Source organism: Bacillus sp. 11C (genome assembly GCF_055486375.1).
The window spans coordinates 31,321-44,053 of sequence record NZ_JBUPVZ010000023.1 but is presented as its reverse complement, the minus strand read 5'-3'; the positions used below and the strand labels follow the sequence as shown (position 1 = coordinate 44,053).

Below are 12,733 nucleotides of genomic sequence, written 5' to 3'. Positions count from 1 at the left end.
TCTAATGTCGGATAACAACGATCCGTTTTCAAACTTGAAGGTGTTTTTTATTTGTCTCATTTTATGGGGTCAGTCCCACATCATAGTGAGGGGTTTATTTGTTTGGACGATATTTCTGATTAGCTTCAAGTTCCTTTTTCAAGGCGATTTTCTTAACCGGTATTATTCTTTCCATATTAATCAATGCGCTCAAAGAAAAAACTGCATTTGGTAAACCTAAAATATATAAACCAATTAAAAGTCTAGATTAAGAGGGTGATGTCCTTTGCAGGGCATTTTTTAGTAGATAAAAAAAAGAAAAGACGTACTAAAGCGTACGCCTTAAACTGCTTCTGTTCTATCAATTTTCAGCTGCATAAAAGTCACAGTTCAGGTTGCACCTCAGGTCACAGTCGGGTCACATTCCCGCCTAAAATTGACGCTAAATGTCAGTATTTTATGGTGACATCACTTCGTCTCACACAACGGATTCCTTATCGATTATCAATCGTCTCCGGATACAAATCATGATTCATCATACGATACTCGGCCATTTTCTCGTACTTCGTTCCCGGCTTTCCGTAGTTTGTGTACGGGTCAATGGAAATTCCGCCTCTTGGCGTAAATTTGCCCCATACTTCAATGTAGCGCGGGTCCATTAATTCGATTAAGTCATTCATGATGATGTTCATGCAGTCTTCGTGGAAGTCACCATGGTTTCTGAAGCTGAATAGGTACAGCTTTAATGATTTGCTTTCAACCATTTTTTCATCAGGAATGTAGCTGATGTAGATTGTTGCAAAGTCAGGCTGTCCTGTTTTGGGGCATAAAGATGTAAATTCTGGGCAGTTGAATTTCACAAAGTAATCACGGTTTACATGTTTATTCGGGAATGATTCCAGCACGTCCGGCGCATATTCAAACAAATAATTTGTTCCTTGGTTGCCAAGCAGTGTGACACCTTCTAATTCTGATTCTTTTCTTGTCGTCATATTTATCTTCCTTTCTATTATACGCCGCGTTTGTTGCCCCATAACAGGGTGTGCAGCTGCGGAAGCACTCTGACGAGATTCAGTTCCGCATCGGCAGCTACCTTATCAACAAGCGCTTCGTATTTTCCAAGCAAATGTGCAATCAATGTCTGATCATCTGTCGTATGAACGTCATCATTACCGACTTGTAAATAAAACGGGATTCCCGGGTAACGCTTGTGCACGGTTTTGGCAAACGCCATATCTTCATCATTAAAAATGACAACCTTTAAGCTGACAGCATGCTGTCTGTTATTCTCTTTAAGTGATGTCAAAATGTGATCAAGCTTTTGAAAGTTCGTTACCATTTTTGAGCTTGGCGGTTTTGGAGAAATTGTCAGATCATCGATCAGCGTAAACCACTCCTGATAAACAGTCCCCTGGGTTTCAAGCGCTGCACGAATGTTATTTTCCTTCAGCAGTTCGATAAAAGCACCCAGCTGTTTTAACAGGGCCGGGTTTCCGCCCGAGATCGTCACGTGGGAAAACGCGTCTCCCCCAATGTCTTTAAGCTCTGCAAAAATCTCCTCAGCCGTCATCCATCGAATATCTTTTTTAGCAGACCCGTCCCAAGTGAAGGCAGAGTCACACCAGCTGCAGGAATAATCACAGCCGGCTGTGCGAACGAACATCGTTTTTTGTCCGATCACCATGCCTTCTCCTTGAATCGTCGGGCCGAAAATTTCTAATACAGGAATTCCTTTAGCCATTCAAACCACCCTTTTTCGGACGGTAGACACAGTAACTTGTCGGTGTTTCCCGGACAAACACCTGTACACAGCTTGGCTTATTCTCCAATGTGTCTAAATAAGCCTGTACGTTGTCATAAATCGTTTTCGCCACAACTTCAGTTGTTGGCACCGAATACCGATCGTCCTGAGAAAATTCTTCATGATCATTTAAAAGCGTATGATCATAGTTTCCGTGCACCAGTTTTTTGAGCACGCTGAAATTGACAAGGAAGCCGGAGTCGTCAAGTTCGTCGCCGGCAACGGTTATATTGACGGTATACGTATGCCCGTGAACCCTGCTGCACGCTCCAGCACTTTCCCGAGGGATAAAATGAGCAGCTGAGATGTGCATGTCCTTATTCAATTCAAATGAATAAGGATGCTGGGTCTGGGGATAAATTTGAGATAACAATTTATGCACGCTCTCCTTTCATCGCCATATATTCTTCATAGCCTTTTAAACGAAGGTGGCATGCCGGACATTCGCCGCAGCCGTCTGCGATGATGCCGTTATAGCATGTCAGCGTGTTGTTTTTCACAAAATCAAGGGCGCCAAGCTCATCTGCAAGCTTCCATGTTTCCGCCTTATTGAGCCACATGAGAGGCGTATGAATCACAAACGGCTTCTCCATTGCCAGGTTTACCGTTACGTTGCAAGATTTCACGAATTCATCACGGCAGTCAGGATAACCGCTGAAGTCTGTCTCGCAGACTCCTGTAATAATGTGGCGCGCGCCAATTTGATATGCCAGAATAGATGCAAAAGATAAAAATACCAAATTCCGTCCCGGAACAAATGTGGATGGCAGTTCACCGTCTTTTGCCTCTATCTCAATATCATTTCTTGTCAGGGCATTCGGTGCAAGCTGATTTAAAAGTGACATATCGAGCAAATGGTTTTTCACACCAAGCTTTTCCGCAATCGATTTTGCCACTTCGACTTCCTGCGAATGACGCTGATTATAATGAAAAGTCACCGTTTCGACTTCTTTGAATTCCTTTAAAGCCCACAGTAAGCAAGTGGTACTGTCTTGACCGCCGCTGAATACGACAATTGCTTTTTCTTTTTTCATGATTCCTCTCCTTTTCCGCAATAAAACCATCGGCGAGAGACATCGCTACAGCTGATTCACACAAAAAAACACCTTTTCGGAAGGTGCTCTAGAAAAACATAAAAAAGGCCGTATCCAAGGATACAGCTCGTCCTTAGTTTTTTATAGAGGGTGTAGCTAGAACCTCTCCCGCATATCGCACGGATTTTCTTCAATTTTTCACTTCTGCTATCTTACCATAATGTTGTTTTTCTTGACAATAAAAAAGTAAGCCCTGACTTCCCGATCAATCATTGTTCTGCAATGACGGCTCACTTCATTACTTGTATTTTACAAACTGCGCCGCCGGGGAACCTTTTTGCAAATCAGGGCGCCTATGAACGCCAGACTCACATAGCCAAACAATGGATAAATCGTTGAAATGAGCTTGCCGTATCCTATTTGGCTCGTAATATAAGCCGTGGTCATAATGGCTGCAAAGATATATTTGCTTTTCATTGGAAGAAAGCTCTGCACTTGTTTTTCCAACCCATATAGATTGCCGATAACCGATGTGAACACTTCACCGAAAATAATGAGCAAATAAATCAAATGGACAGACCGCGCAAAGAGATAAACCACTTGAGCCATCGGTATATCGTACAAAAATACATCCGGGAGCATCGACAAAGACAGAAAACTCGCGGACAGCACAATCGTCAGCATCGCGCCTCCGACTAAAGCGCCCTTTTTTATCACTTTTTCCGATGACATTTCATTCGCCAGCGGAACCAAGACCGCTTGGGCAAGCGATAAATTTAAAGCGCCGTAAGAAAACGCTGATAACAGCCAGTCCCAGCGGTGCGGCCATCCCCACTGCGCTGCGTTCCGCGACTCGCTGAAAATAAAAGAGTCGGCCACCACAATCATAGAAAAGATGATTAAAAGAGGAACAACAAACACATTGACACCGAAAATGCCTTTTACTCCTCCAGTCATCACAATTAAGCTCAAACCGATTGTAATCAGCATCCCAATCTGAGGGGACAGCCCCAGCTGTTCCTCAAAAAGCGCCCCTGCCCCGGAAAGCATAACAGATGTGACGCCGAGGAGTACAAACAGCATAAACACATTAATAAACCGCCCAGCCTTCGCCCCGAACAAGAATATGTTCATTTCTTGATAGGACTTGGCATTGATTCGTTTTGAAATGATCATCAGCTTGGCCCCCAGAAACGTAAACATTCCGCCGCTGACGATAATACCGAATAAACCGAACCAGCCGAACTTCAGAAAAAACTCAACAATTTCCCTGCCAGTCGCAAACCCAGCTCCGACTACTGTGCCGACATAAACAAAGGCAAGCTGACTTGCTGACCCTTTTGATTGTTCCATTTCTCCCCTCCGAACGAACCGCAGTTTTGTCCACATGTGCCTTTTATAACCTATGAGACAAGTTCCTTGAAAAGAAGGGGAAAACATGTTTTACTTTATAAACAATTTAAAAACATTTTCCGCAAATGACTTGAAAGTCAAAGAAGGTCAGAGTATACTATGAATCAAAGTTGGTCAAACAAGCCGGCCTTTTTTAAAAACCAATTGGTCAAAGTTAGTCAAATAGTCAGACTGCTCTGAGCATATTGTTTTGAAAGCCCATAAGTTTGCCGTATACTAATAGTCAAAGAAGGTCAAATTCAATCGGCCTTTTTATTCACATTCATTGGTCAAAGAAGATCAAATTTTTAAGGGGGTTTTGGCAAATGCGTTGTCAACATTGTCATCAAAACGAGGCGACGATTCGCCTTAACATGCAAATTAATTCCGTTCATAAACAAATGGTATTATGTGAAACTTGCTATAACGAACTGACCCGTAAACCTTCAATGAGCATGGGTCCTCAATCTTTCGGTTTTCCGTTTGAACAAGCGTTCCAGCCGAAAGAACAAAACGCAGCAAAACAAAGCGAGAAAAAAGGGTTGCTTGATGAGCTGGCTCAAAATATCACAAACGGTGCAAAAGCCGGCCTCATTGACCCCGTAATCGGCCGTGATGAAGAAGTCGCTCGCGTGATCGAAATTCTGAACCGCCGCAACAAAAACAATCCTGTTCTCATTGGTGAGCCGGGTGTAGGGAAAACCGCCATCGCCGAAGGACTCGCTTTAAAAATTGCTGAAGGCGATGTTCCAAACAAACTGAAAAACAAAGAACTTTACTTGCTTGATGTTGCATCCCTTGTTGCAAACACAGGAATCAGAGGCCAATTTGAAGAGAGAATGAAACAGCTGATCACTGAGCTGAAAGAACGAAAAAATGTCATTCTTTTCATTGATGAAATTCATCTTCTCGTTGGCGCAGGCTCTGCAGAAGGCTCTATGGATGCAGGCAACATTCTCAAACCCGCCCTTGCCAGAGGCGAACTGCAAGTCATCGGTGCGACAACACTGAAAGAATACCGTCAAATCGAAAAAGATGCCGCGCTGGAAAGACGTTTTCAGCCTATCATGGTGCAGGAACCTTCAATAGAACAGGCCATCCTCATTCTGCAAGGGATCAAAGACAAATACGAAGCATACCATGGCGTGACATTCAGTGATGAAGCAATCAAAGCATGTGTGACTTTATCATCCCGCTACATTCAGGACAGACACCTGCCGGATAAAGCAATTGACTTATTAGATGAAGCTGGTTCAAAAGCCAACCTGTTAATTGATGAGCTGAATGATGAGGATGCGGCGGAACGCTTAACTGCGATTGAAGCCGAAAAAGCAAAAGCGCTGGAAGAGGAAAATTACGAACTGGCGGCAAAACTCCGGGATGAAGAAATTGCATTAGAGAAAAAAACAAACAGCTCTTCCTCTCATTCGGCTGTCACTGTGGAAGCTGACCATATTCAGGATATCATTGAACAAAAAACAGGCATCCCTGTCGGCAAGCTGCAGGCGGATGAACAAACAAAAATGAAAGAGCTTGAAGCAAAACTTCATGAACGTGTGATCGGACAAGAAGCTGCTGTTCAAAAAGTGGCAAAAGCGGTAAGACGAAGCCGCGCGGGATTAAAATCCAAAAACAGACCCGTTGGCTCCTTCCTCTTTGTCGGTCCTACCGGTGTAGGGAAAACAGAGCTTTCTAAAACGCTGGCGGATGAACTATTCGGCACAAAAGACGCTATTATCCGTCTTGATATGAGCGAATACATGGAGAAACACGCCGTATCTAAAATCATCGGTTCACCGCCTGGTTATGTCGGCCATGAGGAAGCTGGACAATTAACAGAAAAAGTGCGCCGCAATCCTTACAGCATCGTGTTGCTGGATGAGATTGAAAAAGCACACCCTGACGTTCAGCATATGTTCCTGCAAATCATGGAGGACGGCCGTCTGACAGACAGTCAAGGCAGAACCGTAAGCTTTAAAGACACTGTGATTATTATGACAAGCAACGCGGGTGCTGGTGAGAAACAAATGAAAGTCGGTTTCCAATCAGATGACAGTGTATTCGAAGAACAAACATTGATTGATTCACTCAGCATGTTCTTTAAACCTGAGTTCCTCAACCGTTTTGACAGCATTATTGAGTTCCGCTCACTGGAAAAAGAACATCTGGTCAAAATCGTCAGCCTGCTGCTCGGAGAACTTGAAGAAACATTGGCAGAACGCGGCATCGCCTTGAGTGTGACAGACGAAGCGAAAGAAAAAATCGCTGAGCTGGGCTACCACCCTTCATTCGGCGCACGTCCGCTCAGAAGAACCATCCAAGAATGGGTGGAAGATGAAATGACCGATCTCCTGCTTGACAATAGCGAGATCACAAGTTTCCATGTGACTGCAGAAGATCATACAATCAAAGTGCACGCGAAATAACAATGAGCGGTTTCCTGTTTAGGAAGCCGTTTTTTTGTGGATTCATACTCTTGACCGAGAAAATACCGTCCCTTCCCCCGAAGTGTTACTCCCCTTTATCATTTACACTTTTTCTTAAGGAGGGATGGAACATGTTTATATACAGTGAATATTTATTTCTCTTATGTTATGAAAACCGTCTGAAGAACAGCTTGCGAGCAAGCTGCCAATTTCAATACCGCTAAACCCGCGGGCTTTTCAATTTTTGAAAGGCCCCGTATTTGTTTATTTCTCCCTTCTATGCCTCTTCCTTGAATATTTCATGAACAAATTCACAATCTCCCTAAAGTTCCGGGTACCGAAACCGATATTAACCATAGACAAGCTAGAAAAAAAGGATTTGGTGAAAACTATGGATAAAACTTCGTTAATTGGTGTTATTCTTGCTTTTGTGGCATTGAGCGTGGGGATGGTTCTGAAAGGCGTCAGTTTCAGCGCGCTTGCAAACCCCGCTGCCATTTTAATTATTATCGCCGGGACAATCTCAGCAGTGGTCATTGCGTTCCCAACAAAAGAAATTAAAAAAGTGCCCGCGCTGTTCCAAGTGTTATTTAAGGAAAACAAACAGCTGACAATAGAGGAGCTTATTCCTATGTTCTCTGAATGGGCCCAGCTTGCGCGCCGCGAAGGCCTTCTTGCTTTAGAAGCGAGCATTGAAGATGTAGATGATGCTTTCCTGAAAAACGGGCTCAGCATGGCTGTTGACGGGCAAAGCGCGGAATTTATCAGAGATATCATGACAGAGGAAGTTGAAGCAATGGAGGACAGGCATCAGGCCGGAGCCGCTATTTTCACACAGGCAGGAACGTATGCGCCGACACTTGGAGTACTCGGCGCTGTAATCGGACTGATCGCCGCCCTCTCTCATATGGATAACACAGATGAGCTTGGACACGCCATCAGTGCGGCCTTTGTTGCCACCCTTCTCGGTATCTTTACGGGGTATGTATTATGGCATCCTTTCGCAAATAAATTAAAACGAAAATCAAAACAAGAAGTAAAACTGCGTGAAGTCATGATCGAAGGCGTCCTGTCCGTACTTGAAGGACAAGCACCGAAAGTCATCGAACAAAAGCTTTTAATGTACCTTCCTGCGAAGGACCGCTTGAAATTTGCAGAACAAGGAGAGGCGCAAAATGGCGAGAAAAAAGAAGAAGAAGCATGAGGACGAGCACGTTGATGAATCATGGCTGGTTCCTTACGCCGATATTCTAACTCTTCTCTTAGCATTATTTATTGTGCTGTACGCGAGCAGCTCGATTGACGCAGGTAAATTTCAAATGCTTTCAAAATCATTTAATGAAGTCTTTACGGGTGGCACCGGCGTAATGGACTACTCCAGTGTCATCCCTCCTGAAAACGATTCAGACGGAATTGATGAAGTGAAAGATGAAAAAGAAGAGAAAAACAAGAAAGATCGAGAAAAAGCGGCTGATCAAGAAGAACTTGAAAGTGTGAAGAGCCAGGTAGAAAAGTTCATCAAAGATAAAAAGCTCGAACATCAGCTGGAAACAAAATTGACTAGTGAAGGTCTTCTGATTACGATTAAAGACAGTATTTTCTTTGATTCTGGGAAAGCGACCATCCGTAAGGAAGATGTTCGGCTTGCAAAAGAGATTTCTACTCTTCTTGTGATTAACCCGCCGAGGAATATCATTATCAGCGGACATACGGATAATATGCCAATAAAAAATTCTGAATTCCAATCAAACTGGCATTTAAGCGTCATGAGAGCGGTAAACTTTATGGGACTCCTGGTTGAAAACCCTAAGCTTGACGCAAAAGTGTTCAGTGCCAAGGGCTATGGTGAGTATAAACCGGTGGCTTCCAACAAAACTGCGGAAGGCCGAAGCAAAAACCGGCGCGTTGAAGTTCTCATCTTGCCGAGAGGCGCTGCGGAAACAAATGAACAATAGAAAAAAAGGAAGCCTTGTGATTAGTCAGGCTTCCTTTTTTTACTTATTATGAAACTGTTTTGCGTTTAACCCTACTCTTTTTAACATCTCTGTACACATCTCTACCTCTTCTTCGCTTAATACGCTGATCATTTCATCAATTTCCGCAGCGTGATCAGGAAAAATATCATTCAAAAGACCGGTGCCTTTTTCAGTGATTTGTGCAAATGTCACTCGTCTGTCTGTAGGAGACGCTTTCCGAATGAGGAGTTCTTTTTGCTCCAGCTTATCTACAACGTATGTGATGCTCCCGCTAGCCAAGAGAATTTTATCCCCTATCTGCTGCAGCGGCTGATCGCCTTTATGGTACAACAGCTCAAGCACAGCAAATTCAGTCGGATTCAGTCCATGATTATGAATATGCTTATTCATATGATCGTTAATAGACCGATACGCGCGCGACAGCACGATAAATAACTTCAGTGATTTTTCTGTCATGTCTCAATCATCCTTTTAGAAACCGTTACAGAGAAACATTAATAAACAAAGACGGAAATGTCAATAAAAATCTTTCCAATATTTCTCTTCTTTTTTATCATGTAAGCTGCCCAACATCTTTTTCTAATTTTTTTGGTTATTTTTTCTTATTAAAGAAGAAGAAACAATGATATAATACCTCTAATCAGGTGTAAGTTGGAGCGATGCAAATTGAAAATACTAAAAGGCGCCTGCGGGAGAATCAAACTTTATTTGATACTGGTCGTGATTCCGGCACTCGTCATCAGCTTTTTCGTATATGAAAAAGAAAAAGATACAATAGCTATAGAACATAAGCAAGAAGCAAGTGTTATGCTGAACCTTCACCGCAACAAAATTAATTATTTAATCGGAGAAACAAAGGCGAGAATGACCTCCTTGTCCATCGCCATCGACAGACCGGTTGATATAAAAAAAATGCAGTCGATTTTGGAAAAAGCCTTTGATTCAGAGCCGAGATTTTCCGGTCTCTATCTTCTTAATACCAAAGGAGACGTCACTGCAAGTTCAACAGAATTAAAAACGAAAGTAAACCTGGCAGACAGATCTTTTTTTACAAAAGCGAAGGAAACCAAAAAGACAGTCATTTCAGATAGTTATTCGAGCAGAATTACAGGCCAGCCAATTTTTACAATTTGTGTCCCTGTTTTGGACTCAAAACGAAATGTGACAGATTATCTTGTCGCAGCGATCCAAATTGATTATTTGAAAAATATCATTAACTTGCTGAGCCCTGATGTTTATATTGAAGTAGTGAACCAAGATGGGAAAATGATATTTACGAGCGGACAAGCCTCTCATGCAAAAGATCAGAAACCAGTCAGCGGATTTCTGGATGATATCAGCTGGAATATGAAAGTATATCCGAAGCCGGTCACAATAGAAGAACTGACGAAAAGCCTTGTTCTGCCACTATCATGTACTATTGTTTTGCTGAATATCCTTTTTATTCTCGTGCTGTATTATTTACTGAAACGCCAGACTCAGCTGGAGCGCTCAGAAAATGAGGCGCAAAAATTAGAGCTGATCGGGACGCTCGCTGCCAGCACAGCTCATGAAATCCGCAATCCGCTCACCGGCATAAGCGGCTTTATTCAGCTGCTGCAAAAGAAATATAAAGGTGAAGAAGATCAGCTGTACTTCTCCATTATTGAACAAGAGATAAAGCGCATTAACCAAATTGTGAGTGAGTTTCTCGTTCTCGGAAAACCGACAGCTGAAAAATGGGAGCTGAACTCGCTTCAGGATATTATCGGTGAAATTATGCCGATTATCTATTCTGAGGGCAACCTATACAATGTTGAAGTCGAATTACAGTATTTAACCGGGCAGCCCTTACTTGTTAAATGTACAAAAGATCATATTAAACAAGTGATTTTAAATGTAGCAAAAAATGGCCTCGAATCAATGCCTGAGGGAGGAAAACTGACGATCACCTTGGGTGCTTCGGATCAAAAGGCCATTATCAAAGTTGTGGATAACGGTGAAGGGATTTCTCAGGAAATGCTGGATCATATCTTCCTCCCCTTTGTTACTTCTAAAGAAAAAGGAACCGGTCTCGGCCTTGTCGTATGTAAACGGATCGTGCTGATGTACGGAGGCTCCATTCATATCGAAAGTGAAGTGCGAAGAGGTACAGAGGTGACGATCATCCTCCCTGTATCCGCTTCATAGCCCCCCTGACTGTGTCAGGAGGGCTTTTTATCTTCGTGACCGGGCATTGCCACTTGACTTGCTCGCCGTTCTGCCAGAAAAGAGTATTTTGATGAAGCGCAGCAGCATTTTCAGAAGCAAAAAAAACATAAAGAATACCAAAAAACCCTTTAAACCCTCAGTAGCATCTAAAAACTCCATATTCCCTCTCCCCGTCACTTTTTGCTGAATTTCAATCGCGAATACGATGACAATGATGACTGTAACGGTATAGATAAAGGACAAGGCTGTCATGCTCCACTTAGAAAGCCAAGTAAACACAGCGTGAGTGACGCCGAAAAAGAAAATGCCAAAAATGCCAATCACCCAAAAGTGCATTTCTTTGTCGGTTAAATGAATGCCGAACATTCCGCATAATGAAATAAAAGCATCATGAAATTGATTGATCATTTCAGTAATGATAATCGCCAGTTCTTTCATCAGTTCCCTCTTTCATATGAATTTTTCCAGAAAAAAAGAGCGCTTCTGAAAAGCTCTCTCTTTATATATGCATCTGATAGCGCCGCTATTTATTTGCATCATATGCAGGCATGACATCTCTGCGGGGCCACAAGCCTAATTTCTTTACAAGGCCTTGAATCCCTTGAGAATGTTCGTTTTCTAGCATAAGCTGCTGATATTCATTCATTAAACAGTCCAGCTCCTGACTGTGCCTGATCGTGTCATGGCCCGTAAATCCCTGTTTTCTAGCGGCATCTATCATTAACTTTCTTTTTTCATCAATAGACACCAACAATCTTTCTTGTTCAGAAGAACCGCCCATTCACTTCACCCCTCGCCGCTAAGAAATAGGAAACAAGTTTGATTGGGTTATTGTGCATTATTACAGATTATACTTTATTTGTAAACATATTTTCATTAAATAAGTTAAATTTTCAGGTATAATAGATTTATTGATAGGATTAGAAGAACAATACCCAGAGGAAGAATATCTTAAACACGCCGCTAGGCAGGAGGTATGCCAAATGAAGAAAAAGAAAGCATTGATGCTCGGAGCGGCAGGCGGAAAAGCGATTTTAAAAAGGAGAAACCGAAAAAAATGTATCCAGCATATTGCTGTTTTTTTTCAAATGCTTCGTGATTGGAGAAACGGCGACTACCCCCATTCACAGGTTAAAACGCTTTTACTACTAACTGCTGCCATCTTGTATATCGTCATGCCGCTCGATATCATTCCAGACGTTATCTTCGGTCTTGGGATCATAGACGATGCAGCTGTTTTAGGTTTGATTTGGACACTGATTAAAAAAGAAATGTCACGATATGAAAAATGGCGTTTGCAATGAAAAAGCCCCGTTCGATTTGAAAGGGGCTTTCAGATTGTTGACAACATCCTAAGACGTTTTGAGTTTTAGGATGTTGTCCTCTTTTCCTGCTTATTGATTCACGCTGTCCTTTTCATAAATCGGAACCCAGCCTTCGGTTGTCACAAAGATTCTCACCGCGACAACTTTTCGGTCCTCCTGAAGCGTGAAGTAATGGCGGATATTTTCAGGCACTGAGATTAAATCTCCGGGGTTTAAACGAACATCAAAAAACGTGCCGTCTTTGCCTTGAATGACAAAAATCCCATGGCCGCTTACGATAAAACGGACCTCATCGTCTGTGTGGTGATGCTCTCTTTTAAAGTTCTCAAGCAGTTCATCAAGTTTCGGATTGCTGTCTGACAATGAAATAACATCCTGTGCTTTGTAGCCGCGGCGGTTTGAAATATCTTTAATTTCAGTTTCAAAGGCATCAAGGATTTGCTGTTTTTCTTCTTCTGTCAGATCATATTTCTCTGAAAGCTGTTCCGGGAGCTTACTGATATCCCATTGCTCATAAATGACCTCTTGACTGTCCAGAAAGCTTGCTACTTCCTCTTGATTTTCAATCGTTGTATTTGCCTCATCATGAATACGAATTGTTGCCATTTCA

The 12,733-nt window shown here is 42.5% G+C and carries 14 protein-coding genes and 1 riboswitch; of the genes, 5 read left to right on the top strand and 9 right to left on the bottom strand.

What is annotated here, in order from left to right; all coding sequences use genetic code 11:
* Positions 1–473 precede the first annotated feature (473 nt).
* From queF to ACY3LV_RS20285, 5 genes are all read right to left on the bottom strand, one after another.
* Positions 474–971, bottom strand: a complete 498-nt coding sequence (gene queF, locus ACY3LV_RS20305; RefSeq protein ID WP_003218613.1) for a preQ(1) synthase — start codon at positions 969–971, stop codon at positions 474–476.
* Between the two features lie 17 nt (positions 972–988).
* On the bottom strand, positions 989–1,720 hold the full coding sequence (gene queE, locus ACY3LV_RS20300; RefSeq protein WP_148963759.1) for a 7-carboxy-7-deazaguanine synthase QueE: 732 nt from the start codon (positions 1,718–1,720) through the stop codon (positions 989–991).
* Positions 1,713–2,162: a 6-carboxytetrahydropterin synthase QueD gene (gene queD, locus ACY3LV_RS20295; protein WP_148963760.1), complete on the bottom strand. Its 450-nt coding sequence runs from the start codon at positions 2,160–2,162 to the stop codon at positions 1,713–1,715. The genes queE and queD overlap by 8 nt, the downstream gene beginning before the upstream one ends.
* A complete protein-coding gene (gene queC / locus ACY3LV_RS20290; protein WP_087990991.1) occupies positions 2,155–2,814 on the bottom strand; it encodes a 7-cyano-7-deazaguanine synthase QueC in 660 nt (219 codons plus the stop codon). Before queC ends, queD begins: the two co-directional genes overlap by 8 nt.
* Before the next feature lie 127 nt (positions 2,815–2,941).
* A riboswitch (PreQ1 riboswitch) is annotated at positions 2,942–2,986 on the bottom strand.
* Positions 2,987–3,123: 137 nt separating this feature from the next.
* Positions 3,124–4,167: a YkvI family membrane protein gene (locus ACY3LV_RS20285; RefSeq protein WP_087990990.1), complete on the bottom strand. Its 1,044-nt coding sequence runs from the start codon at positions 4,165–4,167 to the stop codon at positions 3,124–3,126.
* Between the two features lie 365 nt (positions 4,168–4,532).
* Here ACY3LV_RS20285 and clpE point away from each other — a divergent pair, with 365 nt between their 5' ends.
* The 3 genes from clpE (at position 4,533) to motB (ending at position 8,587) form a co-directional block, all read left to right on the top strand.
* The gene (gene clpE, locus ACY3LV_RS20280; RefSeq protein ID WP_333560533.1) at positions 4,533–6,632 is read left to right on the top strand and encodes an ATP-dependent protease ATP-binding subunit ClpE; all 2,100 of its coding nucleotides are present in this window, start codon (positions 4,533–4,535) and stop codon (positions 6,630–6,632) included.
* Positions 6,633–7,023: 391 nt separating this feature from the next.
* Positions 7,024–7,836 carry a flagellar motor stator protein MotA gene (gene motA, locus ACY3LV_RS20275; RefSeq protein WP_087990988.1) on the top strand — a complete coding sequence of 271 codons (813 nt, stop codon included), beginning with the start codon at positions 7,024–7,026 and terminating at the stop codon, positions 7,834–7,836.
* Complete coding sequence (gene motB / locus ACY3LV_RS20270) at positions 7,808–8,587, top strand: flagellar motor protein MotB (RefSeq protein ID WP_464864403.1); 780 nt, start codon at positions 7,808–7,810, stop codon at positions 8,585–8,587. Before motA ends, motB begins: the two co-directional genes overlap by 29 nt.
* A gap of 39 nt (positions 8,588–8,626) precedes the next feature.
* Here the strand turns inward: motB and mhqR are convergent, their stop codons facing one another.
* Complete coding sequence (gene mhqR, locus ACY3LV_RS20265; RefSeq protein ID WP_087990986.1) at positions 8,627–9,064, bottom strand: MarR family transcriptional regulator MhqR; 438 nt, start codon at positions 9,062–9,064, stop codon at positions 8,627–8,629.
* 195 nt (positions 9,065–9,259) lie between these two features.
* Here mhqR and kinD point away from each other — a divergent pair, with 195 nt between their 5' ends.
* Entirely contained in the window at positions 9,260–10,777 is a 1,518-nt protein-coding gene (gene kinD, locus ACY3LV_RS20260) for a sporulation kinase KinD (RefSeq protein WP_187441535.1), read from the top strand.
* 27 nt (positions 10,778–10,804) lie between these two features.
* On the opposite strand, the gene ACY3LV_RS20255 is transcribed toward kinD, so the two are convergent.
* A complete protein-coding gene (locus ACY3LV_RS20255) occupies positions 10,805–11,236 on the bottom strand; it encodes a hypothetical protein (RefSeq protein ID WP_333517745.1) in 432 nt (143 codons plus the stop codon).
* Positions 11,237–11,321: 85 nt separating this feature from the next.
* A complete protein-coding gene (gene spo0E / locus ACY3LV_RS20250; RefSeq protein WP_087990982.1) occupies positions 11,322–11,579 on the bottom strand; it encodes an aspartyl-phosphate phosphatase Spo0E in 258 nt (85 codons plus the stop codon).
* Between the two features lie 202 nt (positions 11,580–11,781).
* On the opposite strand from spo0E, the gene ACY3LV_RS20245 reads away from it, so the two are divergent.
* The gene (locus ACY3LV_RS20245; RefSeq protein ID WP_333560535.1) at positions 11,782–12,102 is read left to right on the top strand and encodes a YkvA family protein; all 321 of its coding nucleotides are present in this window, start codon (positions 11,782–11,784) and stop codon (positions 12,100–12,102) included.
* 90 nt (positions 12,103–12,192) lie between these two features.
* Here the strand turns inward: ACY3LV_RS20245 and mtnD are convergent, their stop codons facing one another.
* On the bottom strand, positions 12,193–12,729 hold the full coding sequence (mtnD, locus tag ACY3LV_RS20240) for an acireductone dioxygenase (protein WP_333517746.1): 537 nt from the start codon (positions 12,727–12,729) through the stop codon (positions 12,193–12,195).
* Positions 12,730–12,733 lie beyond the last annotated feature (4 nt).

Excerpts from the sequence above, each read along its gene's own strand:
- queF (WP_003218613.1), bottom strand. The coding sequence starts at position 971 with ATGACGACAAGAAAAGAATCAGAATTAGAAGGTGTCACACTGCTTGGC.
- queE (WP_148963759.1), bottom strand. The coding sequence starts at position 1,720 with ATGGCTAAAGGAATTCCTGTATTAGAAATTTTCGGCCCGACGATTCAA.
- queC (WP_087990991.1), bottom strand. The coding sequence starts at position 2,814 with ATGAAAAAAGAAAAAGCAATTGTCGTATTCAGCGGCGGTCAAGACAGT.
- ACY3LV_RS20285 (WP_087990990.1), bottom strand. The coding sequence starts at position 4,167 with ATGGAACAATCAAAAGGGTCAGCAAGTCAGCTTGCCTTTGTTTATGTC.
- clpE (WP_333560533.1), top strand. The coding sequence starts at position 4,533 with ATGCGTTGTCAACATTGTCATCAAAACGAGGCGACGATTCGCCTTAAC.
- motA (WP_087990988.1), top strand. The coding sequence starts at position 7,024 with ATGGATAAAACTTCGTTAATTGGTGTTATTCTTGCTTTTGTGGCATTG.
- motB (WP_464864403.1), top strand. The coding sequence starts at position 7,808 with ATGGCGAGAAAAAAGAAGAAGAAGCATGAGGACGAGCACGTTGATGAA.
- mhqR (WP_087990986.1), bottom strand. The coding sequence starts at position 9,064 with ATGACAGAAAAATCACTGAAGTTATTTATCGTGCTGTCGCGCGCGTAT.
- ACY3LV_RS20255 (WP_333517745.1), bottom strand. The coding sequence starts at position 11,236 with ATGAAAGAACTGGCGATTATCATTACTGAAATGATCAATCAATTTCAT.
- spo0E (WP_087990982.1), bottom strand. The coding sequence starts at position 11,579 with ATGGGCGGTTCTTCTGAACAAGAAAGATTGTTGGTGTCTATTGATGAA.
- ACY3LV_RS20245 (WP_333560535.1), top strand. The coding sequence starts at position 11,782 with ATGAAGAAAAAGAAAGCATTGATGCTCGGAGCGGCAGGCGGAAAAGCG.
- mtnD (WP_333517746.1), bottom strand. The coding sequence starts at position 12,729 with ATGGCAACAATTCGTATTCATGATGAGGCAAATACAACGATTGAAAAT.